Here is a 21,309-nt window from a genome sequence, read left to right as displayed (position 1 = left end):
GGCATGCCTTGATGACGCGGGAGGTAATCGACCGCATGCCAGGTCGGGCGCAAGATGCGTTCAACGATGCAGCACGCAGATGCCGGCATCGGAACCTTCCCCTGATCCGACTCGAGGAGCTTGCCATGTTGAACGTTCAATCGCCACTTTTCCTTCGCCGCGTCCTGCTCGCCGATGCCGCCGCCGGTGCCGCGGCCGGCCTGCTGATGCTGATCGGCGCCGGCATGCTGGAAAGCCTGCTGAACCTGCCGGCCGCCTTGCTGAGAACCGCGGGCGCCAGCCTGCTGCCGTTCGCAGCCTTCCTCGCCTGGCTGGGCACGCGCAAGGCGCCGCCGCGGGCTGCCGTCTGGGCCGTGATCGCGGTGAATGCGGTGTGGGTGGTGGACAGCTTCTACCTGCTGCTGTCGGGATGGGTGGCGCCGAATGCCGCGGGGCAGGCATTCATTGTGGCGCAGGCGCTCGCGGTGGCGGTGCTGGCCGAACTGGAGTACTTCGGCTTGCGCCGCTCGGCACGGATTGCGGCCTGCTGAACGCCAGGATGCCGCAGCTGACAGCGCAAAGCGAAAAAGGCAATGCCACCGCAGACGACAAGCTGTTCTGCGGTGGCATTCGATGAGACCGGATGCCGGACCCGGTCCGGAAGCGAATCCGGACCCTCAGGCACATTTCCTAGTAGCGGCTGCGGCGCACGGTACGCGCCCCGTAGCTGCGGGTCAGCATCCTGGATTGAAGCTTGCGCCACAGGAATCCTGCGACGGCGAGGAAAATCATCTTGCGCATGAAGACCTCCGTCAGTGAGTCAGTCGATGATGATCTGACGCAGCCCGACCCGCTTGGTTCCTGCGCTTGACGCACACAGGCGCTCAGATGCGCGCTCGATCGGTCAGTTTCTCGCGGTTGGTGAGCGAAGGAAACAGCTTCATCCAGAGCGCCACGATGGCGAGCGTGCCGAAGCCGCCGATCAGCACCGACGGTATGGCGCCGAACCAGCCGGCGGTCACGCCCGATTCGAACTCTCCCAGCTGGTTCGATGCCCCGATGAAAATGGAATTGACCGCGCTGACCCTTCCCCGCATTTCATTCGGCGTATCGAGCTGCACCAGCGATTGCCGCACCACCACGCTGACCATGTCGAAGGCGCCGGTCAGCGCCAGTGCTGCCAGCGACAGGCCGAATGATGTCGACAAGGCAAAGACCAGGGTTGCCACGCCGTACAGCGCGACCGAGCCGAACATGACCTTGCCGACCTTGCGCTGGATCGGGTGGCGCGCCAGATACAGAGACACCAGCAGCGCGCCGATGGCCGGCGCCGAGCGCAGCAGGCCCAATCCCCACGGCCCTACATGCAGGATGTCGCGCGCGAAGATGGGCAGCAGCGCGGTGGCCCCGCCCAGCAGCACGGCGAAGAGGTCGAGCGAGATTGCGCCGAGAACCTCCTTGCGATTCCAGATGAAGACGATGCCGGCGAACAAAGTCTGCAGGGTAACCGGCTCGCGCGCCGGCGGCGCGTGATCGATGCGGATCATCAGCGTCAGGACGGCGGCGGCCACGCAGAGCAGCGCGCAGGTCGTATAGACGGCGACCGCGCCGGCCACATACAGGAAGCCGCCGATGGCCGGCCCGAGGATGATGGCGATCTGCGTGCCGGCGGAATTGATCGCCAGCGCGCGCGGCAGCACTTCCGGCGGCACGAGCAGCGGCCCCAGCGCCTGCTGGGTCGGCATCTGGAACGCCTTTGCCGCGCCCAGCGCCAGCGATGCCAGCAGGATGGTTTCGCGGTTGAGCCAATGCCCCAGGGTGCCGGCGATCAGCAGCAGCGCGACGCCGAGCTGTCCGGCCAGGCACCAGGCCAGGATGCGGCGGCGGTCATAGCGGTCGGCGATCTGGCCGACCAGCAGGGACAAGGCAAGCGCGGGCATGAACTGCGCCAGCCCCACCATGCCGAGGTCGTAGGCACTCTGCGTGATGTCGTACATCTGCCAGGCCACGACCACCATCAGCATCTGGTTCGACGCGGTGGTGGCAATGCGGCTGAGAAAGAAGTTGCGGAACGAGGGGTAGGCTGCGAGTGGATTGCTCATTCTTGTTTTAACAATGCGGAGATGCCGAACCGGGAGCTTACCGCGTCCAGCCATGCTGCGCAGAAGAATGATTGCCGCCATGCGCAGATGCCGTGCTGATGCAAGGTGGTTGCAGGTTCTCAAGGACGCCACCGCCCGATGCGCGATGATACCGTTGGGTTCAACAGACATAGACGGCGGAGGACGGCGACAGCATGCCGTCGCAATACGGCATGAGACAAAAAGCGCAACGCAGGCTGCGTATCCTGCATTTATTCAAGGCAAGGGAAATGGTCACGCTCGCCGTGCTGGCCGTGTCCCTGCTCGTGACTTACCGTATCTGGGAAGGTGCCGAACGCTCCGCGCAGCAAAATCTCAGCACGGCCTTCGACTTCCGTGTCAGGGAATCGAACATCCGCATCGAACAGCGCCTGGCCATCTACGAACAGATCCTGCGCGCCACCGTCGGCCTGTTCGCCTCGGCCGATACAGTGACCCGCAGCGAATTCCGCGCCTTCGTCAGCAGCCTTTCCCTGCCGGAAATGTTTCCCGGCATCGAAGGCGTGGGCCTGTCGCTCATCGTGCTGCCCGAACAAAGGGATGCGCATGTCGCCGCCGTTCGTGCCGAAGGTTTCCCGGAATACGATATCCGGCCGCCGGGCAAGCGCGATTTCCTGACATCCATCGTCTATCTCGAACCCTTCTTCGGCCGCAACCTGCGGGCCTTCGGCTATGACATGTTTTCCGAGCCGAACCGGCGCGCGGCGATGGAAGAGGCGCGCGACGGCGGAACGGCCGCCATTTCCTCCAAGGTGGTTCTGATCCAGGAGTCCGGCAGCGAAGTCCAGGACGGGTTCCTGATGTACCTGCCGGTGTACCGCAACAATGAACCGCGCTCCAGCGTCGAGCAAAGGCGCACCAGCATCATGGGCTGGGTCTATGCGCCGTTCCGCATGGATGATTTCATGCGCGGGGTCAACGGCTCGCTGGCCGACGACCTGGATGTGGAAATCTATGACGGCGAGCTGGTCACGCCCGCGGCGCGGATGTATGACAGTCACGAGGACAGGGACGCCACCTCGCCCGAAAGCAGGCACAAGCGGGTCGGCTATATCCAGGCGGGCAGCAGGACATGGACGGTGGTCACGTCCGCGCTGCCGGAATTCGACATCCGCATGCAGTCGGACCGGCCCAAGCTGATCCTGCAATCGGGCATCAGCATCAGCCTGCTGGTTGCCCTGCTGATCTGGCTGTTTCTGGACGATAGGGCGCGCGCCCTGCAGGCCGCCGACCAGGCGATGCAGCTTGCGCTGTACGATGCCCTGACCGGGCTGCCGAACCGCAAGCTGCTCGAGGAGCGGCTCGGCGTCGAACTGGCCAAGGCGCGGCGCGACCGCAGTCAGGTCGCCTTATTGTTCATCGACCTCGACAAGTTCAAGCCGGTCAACGACAACTTCGGCCATGCCTACGGCGACCTGCTGCTCAAGGAAGTGGCCAAGCGTCTGCAGAGCTGCATGCGCGAATCCGATACGGCCTCGCGGCTGGGCGGAGACGAATTCGTCGCCCTGCTGTCTGGCGTCGAGGATGACGAGGCCATGCTGCGCGTGGCCGACAAGATACTGCGCGCACTGACCGAACCTTACGACATCGCCGGACATACCTTCCATATCTCCGCCAGCATCGGCGCGGCGGTCTATCCGCATGACGGCAGCGACGCCAAGTCGCTCATCAGGAGCGCCGACATGGCGATGTACGCCGCCAAGAACGCGGGACGCGCCAACGTGAAGCGGGCCGAACGCCCGGCATAAAAAAGGCCCGCGCTCGGCGGGCCGAATCCATATTGGCAATATGGAGAGGCATGCGTCAACTACGAGGAGATGACACGGAAACTGCTCAGCCTCCGTTGCGCACGGCGACGGCACGGCCGGCCTTGGCTTGCTGGAGGGCCTCTTCGCGCACTTCGTCGCGCGTCCTGGTGGAGGCTACCCGGGTGAATTCGACAAATTCCGACTGCTGGCCGACCAGGCCCTGCGCGTAAGCGGCATCGAGTTCGGCGCGCACCTCGGCGCGGGTCTTGCCGCCGGCAACCTGGGTGACCTCGACGAATTCCGGCGACTGCGCCGGGCTGCGCGCGAACGGCTGGTCGAGTTCCGCCCGCACTTCCGCGCGCGTCCTGGCCGAGGGGACATTGGTGTAATCGACGAAATCGTCAGCCGCGAAAGCTGCGCTGGAGGTGGCGATGATGGCGAGTGCAACTGTGGTCATTTTGATGTTCATTTTGGGACTCCACGGAATCGATGAATAGCCGGCAGCATCTGCTGCCGATGCAGGCACATGCGTTGGGTGCCTATAGTTACCTAGTTTCCATGTTACTTGCATTTTGCAAGCGACGAGTTCATCTTAGCCTAGTGACTTTTATTTTGCAAGGGTCTAAAATCAAAAACATGGAAAAGACACTCAAATGCGCAGCCCCCATCTCCTGCCCGATCGTGCGCTCGGCCTTGCTTCTGGGAGACGAATGGATCCTGCTGGCCTTGCGAGCGCTGTTCCGAGGGCCGCTGCGTTTCGACGACCTGCAGAAGCAGACCGGGGCGGCGACCAATATCCTCACCACGCGCCTGAACCGCATGATCGAAGGCGGACTGGTGGAGAAAGTGCCTTATCAGGAGCGGCCGCCGCGATTCAACTACCAGCTCACCAGGGCCGGCAAGGGCCTGTTTCCGGTAGTGCTGGAACTGATGCGCTTCGGCGACGAATACCTGCAGTGCGAAGACGCCAAGCCGGTACGCCTGCGGCATGCCGACTGCGGCAAGCTTTCGAGGCCAGGACAGACCTGTTCGGAATGCGGCGGGCCGATACGGCTCGGCAACGTGACGCTGGAAGAGTCCTGAGCGGGACTGTGCTGTCTTCCCCGGCAACAACAATCAATCGATAACGGAAAATGACAACACATTCAGGAGGCCTTACCGTGGAAACGCATGAAAAGCTCAAGCAGTGGCAGGACGAGGAAGCCGCCATCCGTCCGGTGCTCTCCGCACCCGGCGTGGCGACGCGGGAACAGCTGCGCGAGCGCTCAGGACTGGAATTCCTGAACGATATCTTTCAGGGCAAGTTGCCGGTCGCTCCGATCGGCGCCCTGATGGACTTCATTCCGGTGCGCGCGGATGCGGGAGTGATGATATTCCAGGGCACGCCCGGACCGCAGCATTACAACCCGATCGGCATGGTGCACGGCGGATATGCGGCCACCCTGCTCGATTCCTGCGTCGGCTGCGCGATCCATACCATGCTTCCGGCCGGCAAGGGATACAGCACCCTGGAATTGAAGGTGAATTACATTCGCGCGCTGACCGACAAGACCGGTCCGATCCGCGCGGAAGGACGGGTCATCAGCGTAGGCAGCCAGGTTGCCGTAGCTGAAGGACGCATCACGGACGTCAACGGCAAGCTGTACGCGCATGCGACTACAACCTGCCTGGTGTTTCCAATCTAAGTAACTAACGAAGCGCAGGCCGGCTGCGCTGCACGCCGCCGGCAAGGCTTCAATGATGATGATGCGTCCAGAGGCCGTCCGGCGAGGCGAGGTAGGATTCCACGGCATCCTTCTGGCCGGTTGCATGGCGCATGACTTCACCGCAGCTGCAAATCCCTTGATAAGGCTGAATATGGGAGCAGGCGGAGACTTTCTGCAGGAAAACCTTGACGGGCTTCGCGCATGTCTTGCATTTGAACTGCAGGGTACGGGCGGGTTTGTTGCTCATTTTCCAGGCAAAGACAAATAAGGGTTGAGGCGGTTTTCGCGGGCGCCCATTATTTCATGGTTTTGTTTTTGCGTTTTCGATTGCGCCATGCCGGCATCCCCTGTACAATTCGCAGCCTCAGACGCGGGGTGGAGCAGTCTGGCAGCTCGTCGGGCTCATAACCCGAAGGTCACAGGTTCAAATCCTGTCCCCGCAACCAAATACCGGAAAGGCCGCGAATTTCGCGGCCTTTTTCATTTCGGCGGCAGTTCCGCCGCAGCGTTTCAATTCCCATCGACCACCGCGCCTTGATTCGCACGGCCCGCCGGCAGCGGGACTGCCGGCGGGTGTGCCGATCAGGCGTGGCGTAGGGCGGCGATACGGTCTTCCAGCGGCGGATGGCTGGAGAACAGGGACATCAGTCCGCCGCCTGCAATTCCCGATGCCGCCATGTTCTTGGGCAACTCGCCGTGGGACAGGCCGCCCAGACGCTGCAGCGCGGCGATCATCGGGCGCGGCGAACCCAGCAGCTTGGCAGCACCGCGGTCGGCACGGAATTCTCGCTGGCGCGAGAAATACATGACGATGATGCTGGCGAGAATGCCGAACAGGATGTCGCAGATCACGACGGTCACGGTATAGCCGATGCCGGGGCCGCTGTTTTCCTGGTCGCCCCTGCGCAGCATCTGGTCCACCAGATAACCCACGACGCGCGCGAGGAAGGTAACGAAGGTGTTCACCACGCCCTGGATCAGCGTCAGGGTCACCATGTCGCCATTGGCGATGTGCGCCACCTCGTGCGCGAGCACCGCTTCCACCTCCTCCCTGGTCATGGATTCCAGTAGACCTGTGGAGACGGCGACGAGCGAGCTGTTCTTGGTCGCGCCGGTGGCAAAGGCGTTGGGTTCGCCGTCATAGATCGCGACTTCCGGCATGGCAATGCCCGAGCGCTGGGCCTGGCTGGCCACAGTATCCATGAGCCACATTTCCGTGGAGGTGCTCGGCTGTTCGATCACGCGCGCGCCGGTCGACCACTTGGCGATCGGTTTCGACAGGAACAGGGAAATGAATGCACCACCGAAGCCCATCAGCGCCGAGAACATCAACAGCGTGCCGAGATTGAGACCGTTTGCGGTCAGGTATTTGTTGACGCCAAGCAGGCTGGCGCTGATGCCGAGCACCAGCATGATGGCAAGGTTGGTTCCGACGAACAGGATCACTCGTTTCATGATTATTCCGTTATGTGAATGAATGGAAATCTAGGCAGCCGTGTTCAGGCAAGTTCGGGCGCCTCGATGCGCGCATGGCGGATGCGGCGCGAACGCTCGAGATGCCGGGCAATCGCCTGCGCGGCGCGATGGGCGGTGACATCGACCGCTTCGAGAATGCTGGCAGCCTTGCCGTTGACCACGACAGGCGGCAGCCCCGGAATCCGAAGCTGGATCCGGCATTGCTTGTCGATGCCGCCCTTGGGACCGTTCTGGTCGGTAATGCGGACCACGACGGCATTGATGGATTGATGGGTCCGGTCGAGTGCAAACCGCAGGCGCCGCACAACATGGTCGCGCATGACCCGGGGCAGCTTGACGCCATTGGCAACGATAGTCGGTTTCATGAAAGGCTCCATTAAGAGGTTAAGGAGCCCACATCGTAGAGGAATGCGGCGCTATAAAAAAGCGAAGTTGGTGGAAGATTTTATTCCAAAAAAACTGATGCTTCAGTGTGAGCATGCAGGCATCACGCGCCTGTTTCCACCCGATTTCGCCCCAGTCTTTTGGCCTGCAGCAGCGCGCCGTCCGCCACTTCGGTCAGTCCGGCGGCGGTATCCACCTCGGGCAGGGAGGCAATGCCTGCGCTGAAGGTGGCATGCAGCGCACCGCCCGGATGGGCGTGAGGCAAGCCGGAAAAATCCCGGCGGATGCGATCGATCACCGACAGGGCCTTGTCCCTGGTCACGCCCGGCAGGGCAACCAGGAACTCCTCGCCGCCGTAGCGTCCGATCAGGTCCACCGAGCGCAGCCGGCCCTTGAGCAGCCAGGCCAGGCCGCGGATCACCTGGTCGCCAACGGGATGGCCGAAGGTATCGTTGATCGACTTGAAGTGGTCGATGTCGATCATTGCCACGGTCAGCCCGTTGTCGGCGCTGGCCTCGTCCACCATTGCCTTGAGCCGGGACTTGGCCGCCGTATGGTTGAGCAGGCCGGTCAGCCCGTCGAGCCGGGTGGAGCGGCGCACTTCGCGGAAGCGCTCGATCCTGGTCTTGACCACCGCCGCCAGCAGCACGGGGTTGAAAGGCTTCATCAGGAACTGGTCGCCGCCGAGGCGCAGCGCTTCCACCTGCATGCCGACTGCGGATTCGCCGGAGAGATACACGACCGGCAGCGAATTGTAAGCGGCCATCTGGCGCAGTACCCGCGTGGCTTCAACGCCGTTGAAGCGGGGCATGTACATGTCCATCAGCACCAGGTCTGGCTTGTAGAATTCGAGCGCGTCCAGCAACCTGCCGGGATCGTGAATGGCGTGGGTATGGATGCCATGCTGTGACAGCGTGCGCCGGATCAGTGCGACGGCAACCCGCGAGTCTTCGACTATCAGCACGCGGTACTGCTCCTGTTCGCTGGTCTGGACCAGATCGAGAATGCAATTGAGTACCATGGCAGGCTGGTCCTCGGCGGCGATGGTGATATCGATGCCGGCCCGCATCAGTGCAACGATGGGTTCGATCTGCGATTCCACGCCGAGGTAGATCAGCTGGCTTGCCGGGCAGGCCGCGCGGACGGCGGCAATCCTTGCGCTCTCGCCCGCCGTCGCCATGTCGCCCGCAGGAATGAAAAGAACGGCAAGCGGCTTTTCCGCTTCCGCCGCACCTTGCCCTTCTTCCCAACCGTGCTTGTCGACCTTGAATCCGAAAAACTGCAGCTGCTCCGTGAGCGCATGCGCCATGCCCTGTTTTTCCGGCGCTGCGATCATCCACACCGATCTCGGCTTGATCCAGTCAATGTCGGCCGGCGCCGTCGCGGCCTCGGGGATGCGTCGCGCGGAAGCCGCATTGCGCGATGTGGCCACGGCGCCGGCGAGCGCGTCGACCTGCCGCTGCAGCATGGCGATGTCCTGGCGCGGCACCGGATGCGTATCCTCCTGCCCCAGCCGCTCCAGCGCGGCATTCTCCAGTCCTTCGCAGAGGCGCACCAGGCCGGGCAGGCGAAGGCGATTGAAGTATTCCGCAAGGCTGTTGACGGCGATGGCGAATTCGATGAACTGCTCGAAGCGGCCTTCCTCGGCATAGCGCGACCAGCGTTTCTGCAGGACGGACAGGCGATCATCGATGGAGTTGGGGGAAGAGTGTGGCATGGCCGGACCGACGAAAACGATTCGGCATTATCGGGGAAGCGGAGGGACGCAGGCAATGAAGAATGTAACCGGAAGTTGCTACAACTCTACAATGGCCGCATCCGCCTTCGACAGCCATTTGCGCGTGATGTAATAGACCTCCCGGTCGAATCGCCCACGGCCTTTCCGTAGCAATTCAACCGCCTCTTCGTTGTTCATTACAGAACCAAGATACGACCAAGAGTCAATGACATGCAGTACATCGTTTTCGCGGATGGCGATGGCGTTGGCATACGGCCATGGCTGCAGGCGCATGCCTTTCAGCGCGGTCCGCAGACGCTGGTTGTGCATGTCCGGGCTTTCCTCGCCGGAGCAAACGGCGCATGTTCCTGCCGCGGCAGAACAGGCTTCGCGCTTGCGCGTTTTTTCGAGCCCCAGGAGGCGGGGACACAACTGGTAGACATTGACAACGGCGCGAAGCGCATCGCATGCCTTGCGCCTGTTGACGAATAATCCGTACAGGTCCGGGTCCACGCCGAAGAACAGATCATCGGTCGTGATCAGCTCCGGCTGCAGCACGCCCTTGCGCATGACCAGGCGCCATGCGCACACTTCCGCATCGCGCGCGAAATGGTTGAATGCCGGCTGCAGCTGCTTGACCATGCGCGCTTCCAGCAGCAGCGATCCGAGTTCGCCCGACGTCGGCATCCACTCGACGCGCCGCACCTGCGACATCATCTGCTGCTCCCGCGGCGGCATGCGGCCCGCACTGAAATGCGCCTGCACGCGGCGGTAGAGGTGATCGGCCTTGCCGACATACAGCGGCGCATCATGCTCGCCGTAGAAGAGATAGATGCCCGGCGTATCGGGCATGTCCTCGATATGCAGGGCTTCGATATGCGGCAGCGCCACGGGACGGTTGAGCAGCTTTTCGATGGTCTCGTCGACGGCATCGGCCGCATGCGCCTCATGCAGCTTTTGCCAGAACTGCCAGATCAGCTGCGCATCTCCCAGGGCCCGGTGGCGCTCGGTCACATGCAAACCGTGGCGCGCCACCAGCGCATCGAGATTGTGTCGTTCGAACTGCGGATAGAGCTTGCGCGACAGGCGCACGGTGCACAGCACCGGGGGATGGAAGTCGCGGCCGATGCGGCGAAACTCGCTGCGCAGAAAGCCGTAGTCGAAACGCGCGTTGTGCGCAATGAAGACGCGGTCTGCAAGACGGGCATCGATCTCGTCGGCCAAGTCTTCAAAGCGCGGTGCATGCTGCACCATCGCATCCGAAATGCCGGTCAGCGACTGGATGAATTCCGGGATCGGCATGTCGGGATTGACGAGGCTGCTCCACTCGCGCACGCCCTGCTCGTCGACTTCCACGATCCCGACTTCGGTAATGCGGTCCGAGCCCGCCGTGCCGCCGGTGGTTTCAAGATCGACAAAGGCGAGACGGGGATAGCGCCGGTCTTTCATGTCGGTTCGACGGCCTCGCCCGCGGCCAGCCGCTGCGCGGTCTGCAGGGCGCGCACCATGTCGGCGAAGGCGGCCGCCCTGAGCTGCTCGTCCGGCACGCGCAGCACGTACGACGGATGATAGGTCGTCACGATCCAGCGGCCCTCGTGCTGCAGCGGCTTGCCGAGCATGCTGGTCAATGTCACCTTGCTCGTGTGCATCAGCGACTTGAGCGCGGTGGCGCCGAGCGCGACGACAACACGCGGCCCGATGCCGGCGATTTCCTGTTCCAGCCAGTAATTGCAGGCATTGATATGCCGCTGGTCGGGCGTCTTGTGCAGCCGCCGCTTGCCGCGCGGCTCCCACCGGAAATGCTTGACCGCGTTGGTGAGATAGACCGTATCGCGCTGCAGGCCGGCCTGCGCGAACACGTCGTCGAGCAGCTTGCCGGCGGGGCCGATGAATGCCTGGCCGGCCAGATCTTCCTGGTCGCCCGGCTGTTCGCCGACCAGCATGATGGGCGCGTCCTCGGGCCCGCTGCCCGGCACCCCTTGCGTTGCCCGCTCCCACAGTTCGCAGCGCCGGCATTGATCGAGCGAAGTCGGCTCATCGCGTTTGGGCTGCGCATCGGCGGCTTCGATGGCGATGACGGCGCCGTCGCGGCGGCCGACCTCGCGCGCCTGCGCAACGCGCTGCGCGCCGGCGCCGGCCTTGCTGACGAGATCGGGAATCAGGCGGCTTTCCGGCAGGTTCTTCCAGTAACGTACGGGCATATGCATCTCCATGGCATCGGTGTTGAGGCGCGCAGGATTGAAGGTGCTGCGGTAATACGCCAGCCACAAGGCTTCGCCGATATCGTCGGGCTCCGCCCGCGCGTTTCCCGGCGGTCCGTAATGCAGCTGCGCGCCGTCCCAGGAGGCATTGCCCTGCGGCGTGGCGATCAGCCATGTCGCCCTGCCCATGCGCTTTGAGAAATGCTCCGCCGCATCCTGCAGCACATCATGCTCTGGCTCGTACCAGGCGACGAAGCGTGGATCGCCGGCGTCGACAGGACGTTCGCGGAACCGCAGGAATGCATGCATGCGGTGCGCCTCGCGGTGCACCGCTTTGGCCATCATCTGCAGGCGCATGCCGTCCTCGTCCGCGTGGGACAGCACGATCCGGTCGCCATGGCTCCAGCGCCACAGCACCCGGTAGAGAAAGGCCCAGCGGTCGGCGGCGCGGAAGCTGGCAGCCTGCTGCAGCAGGCCGAACAGTTCGCGCGATACCTGCAAGACTCCCGGCTGCGCGTGCTGATCCTGCACGCCCTCATCGCCTGCGAACAGCCCGGGTTCCTGCCCTTCTTCGCTCCAGTCGATTTCATGCGGCGCCATGCCGGCGGCGATGAAGCTTCTTGCCGCGTCACGCCACTCCTCGAAGGAAGCGACTTGCGCACGTGCATTCATGCCGCTTCCTGCAGCGAAGGCCACAGGCCCAGCTGCTGCGGCGCATCGGCCAGCGCGCGGCGCAGCGCCTCGGAGGGTGCCGTGTCGTTCTGCGGCCGGTAATCGGCGGTGATGATGAACGGCTTGATCTTTTCCATGCTGCATCTCATGCGTGCCAGATCTCCATAACGGATGCGTCTGGCGCGCCGAAGTTCCACCAGGCGCTTGGCGTTGCGCAGGCCTATCCCCGGCACGCGCATGATCATGCCGAGATCGGCGCTGTTGAGATCGAGCGGAAAATGCTCGCGGTGCGCCAGCGCCCAGGCCAGCTTGGGATCGATGTCGAGTGCAAGATTGCCGGCCGAAGGCAGCAGCTCGCCGGCATGGAAGCCGTAGCCGCGCACCAGGAAGTCGGCCTGGTAGAGGCGATGTTCGCGCATCAGCGGCGGCGGCTTGAGCGGCAGTCCGTTCGGGCTCTCGGGAATCGGGCTGAATGCGGAATAGTAGACGCGCTTGAGCTTGTAGGAGCCGTACAGGGTTTCTGCGGTGGACAGAATGGTGCTGTCGTCGGTCTGGTCGGCTCCGACGATCATCTGGGTGCTCTGCCCGGCCGGCGCATAGCGCGGCGCCTTCGGCTCGGCTTCCTTTTCATCGAGCTTGCGGCGGATCGATCCCATCGCCAGCTTGATGGTATGCACGTTCTTTTCCGGCGCCAGGCGCTCGATGCCTTCGGCGGTCGGCAATTCGATGTTGACGCTCAGGCGGTCAGCATACAGGCCGGCTTCGGCGATGAGTTCGGGCGCGGCATCGGGAATGGTCTTGAGATGAATGTAGCCGCGGAACTGATGCTCGTTGCGCAGCTTTTTCGCGATCAGCACCAGCTGCTCCATCGTGTAGTCGGCGGAGCGGATGATGCCGGAGCTCAGAAAAAGTCCGTCGATATAGTTGCGCAGATAGAAATCGGTGGTGAGCCTGACCACTTCGTCGACGGAAAATCGTGCCCGGGGCACGTTGCTGCTGCGCCGGTTGACGCAGTACTGGCAATCGTAGATGCAGAAATTGGTCAGCAGGATCTTGAGCAGGGAGACGCATCGGCCGTCCGGCGTGTAGCTGTGGCAGATTCCCATGCCGGTGGTGGCGCCGAGGCCGTCCTTGCCTTCGGACGAACGTTTCGGCGCGCCGCTGCTGGCGCATGAGGCATCGTATTTCGCCGCGTCAGCAAGGATTTCGAGCTTGTCGGTCAATTCCATCGCAATTCGCACTGTCTCACTGTTTATACATACAGTATTTTACGCGAGACGGTGAGGGCTTGCTTCGGGTTTTCTGATGGCTACCGTGCGTGTCCGCAACAGATTTCCTATAGCACATTGTTGCGGAAATGCACCTAAATGCCGTCTTTTGTATCGGATTTGAACTGATTTGCTGTGCGTCAAAAGTGCCGGCGGACGGGGTCTTACACTGCGCCTAGATTCAATTCATGAAGGCAACCGGAGACCATGATGACCCGCCCCGACAACCTGTTTGAACAAGCCAGCTATGACCTGAACAAGTTCAGGGAAAGGCGGATCGCTGACCGCCGCGCCGTGCCGCGCGATACCGCGGACCGCAGGGCAAGCCGAAACGGCAGCTTGGATAGTGCAAACGGGGAAAAGCTTCCGGGAGAGATGACGCAGGATGAGAAGGACGGCGACAGCTAGGAAAGGCAGATCGCGCGGCTGATGCCGCGCCGGCAGCGCAAGGAACGCGCTGCCGGTAATTCGGTATTACATGGCGCCGATGCTCGCCGAATGCGGCATGTCGCGGTGCATCGTGTCGCGGAACGAAGGCAATTTGGGCGAGCGCCGGCTCTTCACCTGCGGATCCATGCCGCCGAGCCAGTATTTGGATTGCGTATCTCCCATCATGTCGCGCAGATCGCGGATGCTGATTTCGGTCAGTTCATGGGCGGTCAGCAGCATGTCGGAATTGACCGCCACCTGCTTGTGCCTCACCTTGCTGATGGTCGAGGGCGGAACGTCCAGTGCACGTGCCAATGCGGCGTCGCTCTTGGCACCCAGTACTTCCATCAAGGTGTCGAGCAAATGGTTGGGCGTATAACCTTCCTGGCCTACCAGCGGCGATTTTTTTCTCATGCTTACCTCCTCGATAACGATGAGCAATTTTGCCTTGGCGAAACATGAATGGGTGGGAAACCCTGCCACTTCTTGATCTTGCGCAAGCCTCGCAGCACACCTCGATTTGATCTGTTACGAATGGTTTGATTGATAACAATTGCTTACACTGTCGGGGTCAACTGACCTGCGGAGGCAGTCGTTTTTGGACCTGTATCACCCCTTCGATACTTCTTACACCGAAAGCGAGACACGATATGAAATCCCTGATTGCCACCCTGATCGCAGGCCTGTTCGCCGCTTCCGCATTTGCCCAAACCGCAACCGCGCCTGCCGGCACTGCAACCACTACCACCACGACAGCATCTGAAGCCAAGGCAGCCAAAGCCGATGCCAAGGCCGATGCAAAGAGCGCGAAGGCAGACGCCAAGGCGCAGGAGAAGGTAGCGAAGGCCAACGCCGATGCCGACAAGAAGAAGGCAAAGGCTGACAAGAAAGCGAAGAAGGAAGTTGCCGAGGCGAAGAAGGACGCCGCCGAGGACAAGGCCGACGCAGCGAAGAAATAAGACGCTGAATTGCATTTGCTGCATCGACGGCCTCTGTAGACAAGCCGCATGCGCGTTGAAAAAGGCAGGCCCTCGCGGGTCTGCCTTTTTTGTTTTCCATCGCTTGTATTCGGGTGCCCCAGAACTCAATCCAAAGCGCCTGCAAGCTCATACGCCCTTCGGTACCAGGCGTTGTTGGCAATGCGCGCCAGTTCCTCTCCGGTTGGAAGCACCTCGCGGTCGAGGTAGGACAGCGTGAACCGGTGCGGCCGCCCTGCGCAGATATCCAGCGCCATTCGATGCGCATTCGGGCGGTAATGGCCGCGGTGGAGCATTTGCGCATCGAAGATCAGCACATCGCCGGGCTCCAGCGAAACCAGCTGCATGCCCGGCAGGTCGTCGCTGTGCCGATGTCCTTCGCGTTCGAACCTGACCGCCGCTTCCAGCGCGGTATCCCAGCGCCGGTGCGTGCCGGGAACGAGTGCCAGTCCCGTCTCGGCGACCAGCGGCATGCGCACATGCAGGTTCAGCAGCCTGCCCTGCTCCGCAGCCTGCTCGGCATCCGCGATCGGGCTGTACTGCAGGTCTCGGTGCCAGTAGGGCGGCTGATCGGGACTGCAGGGATTGAAGAAGAGCTGCGTGTTGTGAAAGTAGATGTCTTGGCCGAACATGGCTTCCAGCAGCGCGGTCGCCCTCGTGTCGGCGATCTGCTCGAAGAAGCGGATGCGCGCCTCGCTGCCGGCATGGTAGCGTGCGTGCGTCAGCGAATGCATGTTCACCAGGCCGCGTTCGGCATAGTCGTTCCGATGCGCATCCAGCCATTGCCGGAAAATCGCATCGACGCTCGCGCCGAGCGCCGCGACGCGGGCACCGTCCATAAGCCGCCGGGCGACGACGAATCCGTGCTCCTGAAACTGAAGCCGGCAGCGCGCCGCATCCGGCGTGACGCGGGCGGCATGATCAGGCAATGGCCGTCACCTCCACCGCAACGCCGCTCAGGACGGCATTGCCCGACAGGGGATCCCGGCGTTTCTCGTCGAGCACCGCATTGAGATTGCTGCCGGGCCGTTCCGCCGCCACCGTCATCCGTGTGCCCGGCATATCGTGTCCCCAGCCGTGCGGCAGGCTGATCACGCCCGGCATCATCTCCTCGCTGAACTCCACCGTGGCGTCGATGATGCGGCCTTCGCTGCCGATGCGCGCCAGGCCGCCGTCCCGCAGGCCAAGCCTTTGTGCGTCCTGCGGATGGATGAGCGCGGTGCAGCGGTACGGCCCTTTCGCCAGTATCGGCAGGTTGTGCATCCAGCTGTTGCAGGACCGCACCTGGCGCCGGCCGATGATGACCATCGGCGGCACCGGCTGTGCAAGTGCGCCGCGCACGCGGCTCAGATCCTCGATCAGCATCTCCGGCGCCAGCTCCACCTTGCCGGAGAGCGTGCGCAGCATTTCCGGAATGCGCGGCTGCAGGGGGCCGAGATCGATGCCTTGCGGCGCGGCCTTGAGCTTCCGCAGGTTCAGGCCGCCGGGATTGCGCCCGAACTGGTCGCCGTAGGGCCCCGTGCGCAGGGCGAGGTCGATCTGCCGCTCCGGTCCGCTCAGGTGTGCCAGAGCGGCGATGATCGCATCGGCATGTTCGCCGGCCATGCGCCGCACGTCTTCCGCGAACAGGGCGTCGTCCAGTGCAATCACGTCGGCGCCTGCTCCCTTTCCCTGCGCAATCGCGGCCAGGCGCAGCAGGATCTGCCATTCCGGCGGCTGTTGCGGGTCGCGCGGCAAGACCGGCTCGCTGTAGCGCGCGTAGTTGCGGTAGCTGAACTGCGGGAAGGCCATGTCGTAATGCAGGTCTTCCAGCGGCGACAAACCCGGAAGGATGACGTCGGCATGGCGCGTCGTTTCATTGAGGTAGATGTCGACGCTGACCATGAACTCCAGGGAATCGAGTGCCGCGGCGAGCCGTTCGCCATTCGGCGCCGACAGCACCGGATTGCCGGCGATGGTGATCAGGGCCCTGACCTGCCCGTCTCCCGGCGTTTCGATTTCCTCGGCAAGGCAGACGATGGGAAATTCGCCCATGACTTCCGGCGCACCGGAAACGCGGCTCCTGCGGCGGCCGGTGCTCACGCCCTTGCCGATGCCCGGCTTGCCCATGGTATTGGCGGCGAAGGCCGGAGCTTTCGCGAACATCGCGCCGCCTTCCTGGTCGAGGTGGCCGGTGAGCGCATTGAGCACATCGATCAGCCAGCTGCAGAGCGTGCCGTATTCCTGGGTACAGGTACCCATGCGGCCATAGACCGCGGCGCGCTCTGCGTTTGCCAGGCGGCGCGCCAGCGCGCGGATGGTTTCGGCTTCGATGCCGCAGCGCGGCGCCATCGATTCCGGCGTGAAGTCCTGCACCGCGGCCCGGACGGCTTCCACGCCGTTGAGGTGGGCCTCGATGCGGCCCAGGCGCACAAGTCCCTCGTCGAACAGCGCATGCACCATGCCCAGCAGCAGGAAGACATCGGTGCCGGGGCGAATGAAATGATGTTCGTCGGCCGCCGCGGCGGTTTCCGTGCGGCGCGGGTCGATCACCATGATGCGGCCGCCCCGCGCGCGCATCGCCTTGGCCTTGCCGCGATAGTCGGGCACCGTCCACAGGCTGCCGTTGGACACGATGGGATTGGCGCCGATGATCAGCAGGAAATCGGTACGTTCGATATCCGGCACCGGAAACGACAGCCAGTTGCCGAACATCAGGCCGCAGGACAGCTGCTTGGGCATCTGGTCGAGGGTGGACGCGGAAAAGAAATTGCGCGTGCCGAGCGCCCTGCTCAGGCGCGAAAAATACATCAGCAGGCCGATCTTGTGTGCGGACGGATTGCCGATCAGGTTGGCGACGGCATCGTTGCCGTGGGCCTGCATGATGGGCGGAAGGCGGCGCTCGATTTCCTCGAAGGCTTCTTCCCAGGATGCTTCCACGAAACGGCCGTCACGCTTGATCAGCGGCGAGCGCAGGCGGTCCGGGTCTTCATGCAGGTCTTTCAGCGACGCCCCCTTCGGACAGATGTAGCCGCGGCTGAAGACATCCTCGGCATGGCCGCGGATGCCGATCACCTTGTTGTCCCTGACCCGCAGTTCCAGGCCGCAGCACGCTTCGCAGAGCGGGCAGATGCGATGGGCAACGGTTTCGCTTGTTGCGCTTGTTGCGCTTGTTGCGCTTGTTGCAATGTTCTGGCTGGACATGCTTGTCTCCTGGCTGGATAGGCTGGCTGTCTTTTATTGTCGAACCATTATGCGGCAGACGCGATTACCTTGCAGGTCATCGAAGGCAGCGGAAAAGCGCGCGCCGAGTCTGCGTCGCACTCAAGAACTTTCGATGGCGGCCTTCACTCTACGTTGACGCAACGTCAATTGACTTAATCGCATTGAATCACGCCAATGGCACCAACAGCACCTATGGCACCTATGGCACCTATGGCACCTATGGCACCTATGGCACCTATGGCACCTATGGCACCTATGGCACCTATGGCACCCATGGCACCCATGGCATCAACGCATTCAAGAAGGAAAGAGCATTCCGATGAATATTCTGATGGTACTCACTTCGCACGACCAGCTGGGCAATACCGGCAAGAAAACCGGTTTCTGGCTGGAAGAGTTCGCCGCGCCGTATTACGTGTTCAAGGATGCGGGCGCAAGGATTACGCTGGCTTCGCCCAAGGGCGGACAGCCGCCGCTCGATCCGAAGAGCGACGAGCCGGATGCGCAGACGGCCGCAACCGAACGTTTCAGGAAAGACAGCGAAGCGCAGCAGGCATTGGCCAATACGGTGCTGCTCTCCAGCGTTTCGCATGAGGAATTCGATGCCGTGTTCTATCCCGGTGGCCACGGCCCCTTGTGGGACCTGTCGGAAGACCAAGATTCGCTGACCATGATCCAGAGCATGCATGCGGCCGGCAAGCCGGTGGCCGCGGTCTGCCATGCGCCGGGCGTGTTCCGCCATGCCAAGCTGCACAACGGGCGGCCGCTGGTGGAAGGCAAGAAGGTGACAGGCTTCACCAACTCCGAGGAAGAGGCGGTGCAGCTGACCAAGGTCGTGCCTTTCCTGGTGGAAGACTCACTGAAAAAAAGCGGCGGCGATTTTTCGCGCGGTCCGGACTGGGCGTCCTATGTGCTGGTCGACGGCACGCTCGTCACCGGCCAGAATCCAGCATCCTCGGAGGCGGCCGCGCATGAGGTGATCAAGCTGCTGAAGAAAGGCACTTGAATGCCGCTGCGCCCGCAGTGAGCGGGCGCAGACGTGCAGGAGAAGAAGTGTCGTCAGGCCGCCAGCTTGTGCCTGGCGAGGATCTTGTCCACTTTTTCCTTGAGCGTCGCCGCATTGAAAGGCTTGACGATATAGCCGTCGGCGCCGGCCTGCGCGGCGGCGATGATGTTTTCCTTCTTTGCCTCCGCCGTCACCATCAGCACCGGCAGATGCCTGAATTCCGGTGTATCGCGGATGCGCTGCAGCAGGGTCAGGCCATCCATGACAGGCATGTTCCAGTCCGTCACCACGAAATCGACAGGCACGCCGGACGAGCGCAGGCAGTGCAAGGCCTTTTCGCCGTCTTCGGCTTCGGAAATCTTGGCAAAGCCGATTTCGCGCAGCAGATTGGAAACGATGCGGCGCATCGTGGAAAAATCGTCAACAACGAGAACGTGAATGTGAGAAGACATGCAATAGAGTTGGTTGTCGTGCAAGGATAAAGCGCATGCGCAGGCATTCGGGTTTGCCTGAGCGCGATGAAAGCACTATGAAGATTTCAGCGGAAAAAAGTTCCGGATGGATACATCGCAGCTATCCCGCAGCATGGCGGCCGTGCGGCACGCCCGCGGAAAATCCCTCGGGCCAAGTTTGCTATCATGGCGGCCTGCGCCGCGGCCACTCGAAGTCTTCGGCTCATGCGCGCAAACCCGCATAACAATATCGACTCGAATCCATCCACCACTATGAAATCTCTGTTCCGGTTCACCCTTGCCATCGGCGCGCTGCTGCTTGCCGCCGGCGCCCAGGCCCAGCAGGTGCTGCGCGTCTCCGCCATCCCCGACGAAGCGCCCACCGAGCTCCAGCGCAAGTTCAAGCCGCTCGGCAGCTATCTGGAACAGAAGACCGGCATGAAGGTGGAGTTCGTTCCGGTGACCGACTATGCGGCATCGGTCGAAGGGCTGATCAACAACAAGCTCGACATGGTGTGGTTCGGCGGCTTCACCTTCGTCCAGGCCAAGGTGCGCAGCGGCGGCAAGGTGATTCCGCTGGTGCAGCGCGAAGAAGATGAAAAATTCAAGTCGGTCTTCATCACCACCGACAAGTCGGTCAGCAAGCTCGAAGACCTCAAGGGCAAGACCTTCGCGTTCGGCTCCGAGTCCTCGACTTCCGGCCACCTGATGCCGCGCTACTATCTGCTCGCAGCCAACATCAATCCTGATGTGGACATGAAGCGCGTCGCCTTCTCCGGCGCGCACGACGCCACCGTGGCCGCAGTGGCCGGCGGCAAGGTCGATGCCGGTGCGCTCAACATCTCGGTCTGGGAAAAGCTGGTGGCGCAGAACAAGGTCGACGGCAGCAAGCTGCGCGTGTTCTACACCACGCCCGGCTATTTCGATTACAACTGGACCGTGCGCTCGGACATGAATCCCGAGCTGCGCAGGAAGATCACCGATGCTTTCCTCGCGCTGAACGCCAATAATGCCCAAGGCAAGGAAATCCTCGAACTGCAGCGCGCCACGCGCTTCATTCCGACCAGGACGGAAAACTATGCGTCGATCGAAAAGGCGGCGCAGCAGGCAGGATTGCTGAAGTAATGAGCTTTGAACTGCGCGGCGTCTCGGTGCGCTATTCGCCGGCGCTGCCCCGGCTCGCGCTGTCGGACGTGACATTGTCGATCGCGCAGAGCGAACAGGTGGCGCTGATCGGCCCCTCCGGCGCCGGCAAGACGACGCTGCTGCATACGCTCGCCTTTGCGCGCAGCATCGACAGCGGCAGCCTGCGCGCGCTCGATGCCGAGCCTTGGGGCCTGAGTTCGAGCGGACGACATGCGCTGCGCACGCGCATCTTCCTGGCGCCGCAGACGCCGCCGCTGCCGCCGCGCCAGCGCGTGATCACCGCGGTGCTGGCAGGTCGGCTGCCGCAATGGAGCCTGTTCAAGGCTGTCGCCTCTCTCTTCAAGCCGGCCGATCCGCAAGCCGCCTACGATGCGCTCGCCAGGTTCGATCTGCAGGACAAGCTGTATGCACGAGTCGACCGCCTGTCCGGCGGCGAGCGCCAGCGCTGCAGCCTGGCGCGCCTGCTCGTCTCCAATGCGCAGGCGCTGCTGGTGGACGAACCGCTGTCGGCGCTCGATCCGGCACTGGCGCAGCAGACGCTCGACGTGCTGCAGCAGGAAGCCTCGGCGCGCAAGGCAACCCTTGTCTGCAGCCTGCACCAGGTCGAGCTGGCCCGCGCGCATTTTCCCCGCATCGTCGGCCTGCGCGGCGGCCGCGTGGTATTCGATGCGCCGCGCGAAGCCGTCAGCGACCAGATGATCGCCGCGCTGTACCAGCAGGCCGGCCGGGAGCCGCAGGTCGCCGTCGGCGAAGAACCCGGCATCGGCGCCGGCCGCAGCTTCGCCTCCGGCTGCTTCTGAGCC

Annotated in this window: 23 protein-coding genes and 1 tRNA gene; 11 read left to right on the top strand and 13 right to left on the bottom strand. The window is 62.9% G+C overall.

Features of this window, described 5'->3' with window-relative positions:
- Nucleotides 1-125 precede the first annotated feature (125 nt).
- A complete protein-coding gene (locus IGW03_RS12655) occupies nucleotides 126-530 on the top strand; it encodes a hypothetical protein (RefSeq protein WP_194722923.1) in 405 nt (134 codons plus the stop codon).
- Nucleotides 531-863: 333 nt separating this feature from the next.
- Here the strand turns inward: IGW03_RS12655 and IGW03_RS12650 are convergent, their stop codons facing one another.
- On the bottom strand, nucleotides 864-2,081 hold the full coding sequence (locus tag IGW03_RS12650) for an MFS transporter (RefSeq protein WP_194722922.1): 1,218 nt from the start codon (nucleotides 2,079-2,081) through the stop codon (nucleotides 864-866).
- A gap of 212 nt (nucleotides 2,082-2,293) precedes the next feature.
- Here IGW03_RS12650 and IGW03_RS12645 point away from each other — a divergent pair, with 212 nt between their 5' ends.
- Nucleotides 2,294-3,868 (top strand): CHASE domain-containing protein, encoded by a 1,575-nt coding sequence (locus IGW03_RS12645; protein WP_194722921.1) that lies wholly within the window; start codon nucleotides 2,294-2,296, stop codon nucleotides 3,866-3,868.
- Between the two features lie 85 nt (nucleotides 3,869-3,953).
- Here the strand turns inward: IGW03_RS12645 and IGW03_RS12640 are convergent, their stop codons facing one another.
- Nucleotides 3,954-4,337, bottom strand: coding sequence for a DUF4148 domain-containing protein (locus IGW03_RS12640; protein ID WP_194722920.1), 384 nt, complete (start codon nucleotides 4,335-4,337; stop codon nucleotides 3,954-3,956).
- A 167-nt stretch (nucleotides 4,338-4,504) separates the two neighbouring features.
- Between IGW03_RS12640 and IGW03_RS12635 the strand changes: the two genes are divergently transcribed.
- On the top strand, nucleotides 4,505-4,951 hold the full coding sequence (locus IGW03_RS12635) for a winged helix-turn-helix transcriptional regulator (RefSeq protein ID WP_194722919.1): 447 nt from the start codon (nucleotides 4,505-4,507) through the stop codon (nucleotides 4,949-4,951).
- A 77-nt stretch (nucleotides 4,952-5,028) separates the two neighbouring features.
- Nucleotides 5,029-5,553: a PaaI family thioesterase gene (locus tag IGW03_RS12630; protein WP_323744965.1), complete on the top strand. Its 525-nt coding sequence runs from the start codon at nucleotides 5,029-5,031 to the stop codon at nucleotides 5,551-5,553.
- A 49-nt stretch (nucleotides 5,554-5,602) separates the two neighbouring features.
- On the opposite strand, the gene IGW03_RS12625 is transcribed toward IGW03_RS12630, so the two are convergent.
- Entirely contained in the window at nucleotides 5,603-5,821 is a 219-nt protein-coding gene (locus IGW03_RS12625; protein ID WP_194722917.1) for a hypothetical protein, read from the bottom strand.
- 122 nt (nucleotides 5,822-5,943) lie between these two features.
- Between IGW03_RS12625 and IGW03_RS12620 the strand changes: the two genes are divergently transcribed.
- Nucleotides 5,944-6,020 (top strand) — tRNA-Met (locus IGW03_RS12620).
- 136 nt (nucleotides 6,021-6,156) lie between these two features.
- Here IGW03_RS12620 and htpX read toward each other — a convergent pair.
- From htpX to IGW03_RS12590, 6 genes are all read right to left on the bottom strand, one after another.
- Nucleotides 6,157-7,029, bottom strand: a complete 873-nt coding sequence (gene htpX / locus IGW03_RS12615) for a protease HtpX (RefSeq protein WP_194722916.1) — start codon at nucleotides 7,027-7,029, stop codon at nucleotides 6,157-6,159.
- Nucleotides 7,030-7,073: 44 nt separating this feature from the next.
- Complete coding sequence (locus IGW03_RS12610; protein ID WP_194722915.1) at nucleotides 7,074-7,415, bottom strand: HPF/RaiA family ribosome-associated protein; 342 nt, start codon at nucleotides 7,413-7,415, stop codon at nucleotides 7,074-7,076.
- Nucleotides 7,416-7,537: 122 nt separating this feature from the next.
- A complete protein-coding gene (locus IGW03_RS12605) occupies nucleotides 7,538-9,151 on the bottom strand; it encodes a diguanylate cyclase (protein ID WP_194722914.1) in 1,614 nt (537 codons plus the stop codon).
- A 78-nt stretch (nucleotides 9,152-9,229) separates the two neighbouring features.
- Complete coding sequence (locus IGW03_RS12600) at nucleotides 9,230-10,600, bottom strand: 3'-5' exonuclease family protein (protein WP_194722913.1); 1,371 nt, start codon at nucleotides 10,598-10,600, stop codon at nucleotides 9,230-9,232.
- Entirely contained in the window at nucleotides 10,597-12,024 is a 1,428-nt protein-coding gene (locus IGW03_RS12595) for a UdgX family uracil-DNA binding protein (protein ID WP_194722912.1), read from the bottom strand. Before IGW03_RS12595 ends, IGW03_RS12600 begins: the two co-directional genes overlap by 4 nt.
- Nucleotides 12,021-13,253 (bottom strand): putative DNA modification/repair radical SAM protein, encoded by a 1,233-nt coding sequence (locus IGW03_RS12590; protein ID WP_194722911.1) that lies wholly within the window; start codon nucleotides 13,251-13,253, stop codon nucleotides 12,021-12,023. The genes IGW03_RS12595 and IGW03_RS12590 overlap by 4 nt, the downstream gene beginning before the upstream one ends.
- A gap of 246 nt (nucleotides 13,254-13,499) precedes the next feature.
- On the opposite strand from IGW03_RS12590, the gene IGW03_RS12585 reads away from it, so the two are divergent.
- The gene (locus tag IGW03_RS12585) at nucleotides 13,500-13,700 is read left to right on the top strand and encodes a hypothetical protein (RefSeq protein WP_194722910.1); all 201 of its coding nucleotides are present in this window, start codon (nucleotides 13,500-13,502) and stop codon (nucleotides 13,698-13,700) included.
- Between the two features lie 66 nt (nucleotides 13,701-13,766).
- Here IGW03_RS12585 and IGW03_RS12580 read toward each other — a convergent pair whose 3' ends face one another.
- Nucleotides 13,767-14,135 (bottom strand): helix-turn-helix domain-containing protein, encoded by a 369-nt coding sequence (locus IGW03_RS12580; RefSeq protein WP_194722909.1) that lies wholly within the window; start codon nucleotides 14,133-14,135, stop codon nucleotides 13,767-13,769.
- A 236-nt stretch (nucleotides 14,136-14,371) separates the two neighbouring features.
- Here IGW03_RS12580 and IGW03_RS12575 point away from each other — a divergent pair, with 236 nt between their 5' ends.
- A complete protein-coding gene (locus IGW03_RS12575) occupies nucleotides 14,372-14,680 on the top strand; it encodes a hypothetical protein (RefSeq protein ID WP_194722908.1) in 309 nt (102 codons plus the stop codon).
- 125 nt (nucleotides 14,681-14,805) lie between these two features.
- Here the strand turns inward: IGW03_RS12575 and IGW03_RS12570 are convergent, their stop codons facing one another.
- Nucleotides 14,806-15,627, bottom strand: coding sequence for a phytanoyl-CoA dioxygenase family protein (locus tag IGW03_RS12570; RefSeq protein ID WP_228535431.1), 822 nt, complete (start codon nucleotides 15,625-15,627; stop codon nucleotides 14,806-14,808).
- Nucleotides 15,620-17,881 carry a molybdopterin-dependent oxidoreductase gene (locus tag IGW03_RS12565; protein ID WP_194722907.1) on the bottom strand — a complete coding sequence of 754 codons (2,262 nt, stop codon included), beginning with the start codon at nucleotides 17,879-17,881 and terminating at the stop codon, nucleotides 15,620-15,622. The genes IGW03_RS12570 and IGW03_RS12565 overlap by 8 nt, the downstream gene beginning before the upstream one ends.
- A 182-nt stretch (nucleotides 17,882-18,063) precedes the next feature.
- Between IGW03_RS12565 and IGW03_RS12560 the strand changes: the two genes are divergently transcribed.
- Together IGW03_RS12560 and IGW03_RS12555 are read left to right on the top strand one after the other, a co-directional pair.
- Nucleotides 18,064-18,225, top strand: coding sequence for a hypothetical protein (locus IGW03_RS12560; protein WP_194722906.1), 162 nt, complete (start codon nucleotides 18,064-18,066; stop codon nucleotides 18,223-18,225).
- Nucleotides 18,222-18,908, top strand: a complete 687-nt coding sequence (locus tag IGW03_RS12555) for a type 1 glutamine amidotransferase domain-containing protein (RefSeq protein WP_194722905.1) — start codon at nucleotides 18,222-18,224, stop codon at nucleotides 18,906-18,908. The genes IGW03_RS12560 and IGW03_RS12555 overlap by 4 nt, the downstream gene beginning before the upstream one ends.
- 53 nt (nucleotides 18,909-18,961) lie before the next feature.
- Here IGW03_RS12555 and IGW03_RS12550 read toward each other — a convergent pair whose 3' ends face one another.
- Nucleotides 18,962-19,360, bottom strand: a complete 399-nt coding sequence (locus IGW03_RS12550) for a chemotaxis response regulator CheY (protein ID WP_194722904.1) — start codon at nucleotides 19,358-19,360, stop codon at nucleotides 18,962-18,964.
- 273 nt (nucleotides 19,361-19,633) lie between these two features.
- Between IGW03_RS12550 and IGW03_RS12545 the strand changes: the two genes are divergently transcribed.
- Both IGW03_RS12545 and IGW03_RS12540 read left to right on the top strand, forming a co-directional pair.
- A complete protein-coding gene (locus tag IGW03_RS12545) occupies nucleotides 19,634-20,485 on the top strand; it encodes a putative selenate ABC transporter substrate-binding protein (protein WP_194722903.1) in 852 nt (283 codons plus the stop codon).
- Nucleotides 20,485-21,306, top strand: coding sequence for a phosphonate ABC transporter ATP-binding protein (locus IGW03_RS12540; RefSeq protein WP_194722902.1), 822 nt, complete (start codon nucleotides 20,485-20,487; stop codon nucleotides 21,304-21,306). The genes IGW03_RS12545 and IGW03_RS12540 overlap by 1 nt, the downstream gene beginning before the upstream one ends.
- Nucleotides 21,307-21,309: the final 3 nt, after the last annotated feature.

The sequence above is a fragment of the Noviherbaspirillum malthae genome (assembly GCF_015352985.1).
GTDB classification, from domain to species: domain Bacteria; phylum Pseudomonadota; class Gammaproteobacteria; order Burkholderiales; family Burkholderiaceae_D; genus Noviherbaspirillum; species Noviherbaspirillum malthae.
This window is presented reverse-complemented; position numbering and strand designations above follow the sequence as displayed.

Coding starts and splice junctions, on each gene's coding strand:
- IGW03_RS12655 (WP_194722923.1), top strand. CDS start 126: ATGTTGAACGTTCAATCGCCACTTTTCCTTCGCCGCGTCCTGCTCGCC.
- IGW03_RS12650 (WP_194722922.1), bottom strand. CDS start 2,081: ATGAGCAATCCACTCGCAGCCTACCCCTCGTTCCGCAACTTCTTTCTC.
- IGW03_RS12645 (WP_194722921.1), top strand. CDS start 2,294: ATGAGACAAAAAGCGCAACGCAGGCTGCGTATCCTGCATTTATTCAAG.
- IGW03_RS12640 (WP_194722920.1), bottom strand. CDS start 4,337: ATGAACATCAAAATGACCACAGTTGCACTCGCCATCATCGCCACCTCC.
- IGW03_RS12635 (WP_194722919.1), top strand. CDS start 4,505: ATGGAAAAGACACTCAAATGCGCAGCCCCCATCTCCTGCCCGATCGTG.
- IGW03_RS12625 (WP_194722917.1), bottom strand. CDS start 5,821: ATGAGCAACAAACCCGCCCGTACCCTGCAGTTCAAATGCAAGACATGC.
- htpX (WP_194722916.1), bottom strand. CDS start 7,029: ATGAAACGAGTGATCCTGTTCGTCGGAACCAACCTTGCCATCATGCTG.
- IGW03_RS12610 (WP_194722915.1), bottom strand. CDS start 7,415: ATGAAACCGACTATCGTTGCCAATGGCGTCAAGCTGCCCCGGGTCATG.
- IGW03_RS12605 (WP_194722914.1), bottom strand. CDS start 9,151: ATGCCACACTCTTCCCCCAACTCCATCGATGATCGCCTGTCCGTCCTG.
- IGW03_RS12600 (WP_194722913.1), bottom strand. CDS start 10,600: ATGAAAGACCGGCGCTATCCCCGTCTCGCCTTTGTCGATCTTGAAACC.
- IGW03_RS12595 (WP_194722912.1), bottom strand. CDS start 12,024: ATGAATGCACGTGCGCAAGTCGCTTCCTTCGAGGAGTGGCGTGACGCG.
- IGW03_RS12590 (WP_194722911.1), bottom strand. CDS start 13,253: ATGGAATTGACCGACAAGCTCGAAATCCTTGCTGACGCGGCGAAATAC.
- IGW03_RS12585 (WP_194722910.1), top strand. CDS start 13,500: ATGATGACCCGCCCCGACAACCTGTTTGAACAAGCCAGCTATGACCTG.
- IGW03_RS12580 (WP_194722909.1), bottom strand. CDS start 14,135: ATGAGAAAAAAATCGCCGCTGGTAGGCCAGGAAGGTTATACGCCCAAC.
- IGW03_RS12575 (WP_194722908.1), top strand. CDS start 14,372: ATGAAATCCCTGATTGCCACCCTGATCGCAGGCCTGTTCGCCGCTTCC.
- IGW03_RS12565 (WP_194722907.1), bottom strand. CDS start 17,881: ATGTCCAGCCAGAACATTGCAACAAGCGCAACAAGCGCAACAAGCGCA.
- IGW03_RS12555 (WP_194722905.1), top strand. CDS start 18,222: ATGAATATTCTGATGGTACTCACTTCGCACGACCAGCTGGGCAATACC.
- IGW03_RS12550 (WP_194722904.1), bottom strand. CDS start 19,360: ATGTCTTCTCACATTCACGTTCTCGTTGTTGACGATTTTTCCACGATG.
- IGW03_RS12545 (WP_194722903.1), top strand. CDS start 19,634: ATGAAATCTCTGTTCCGGTTCACCCTTGCCATCGGCGCGCTGCTGCTT.
- IGW03_RS12540 (WP_194722902.1), top strand. CDS start 20,485: ATGAGCTTTGAACTGCGCGGCGTCTCGGTGCGCTATTCGCCGGCGCTG.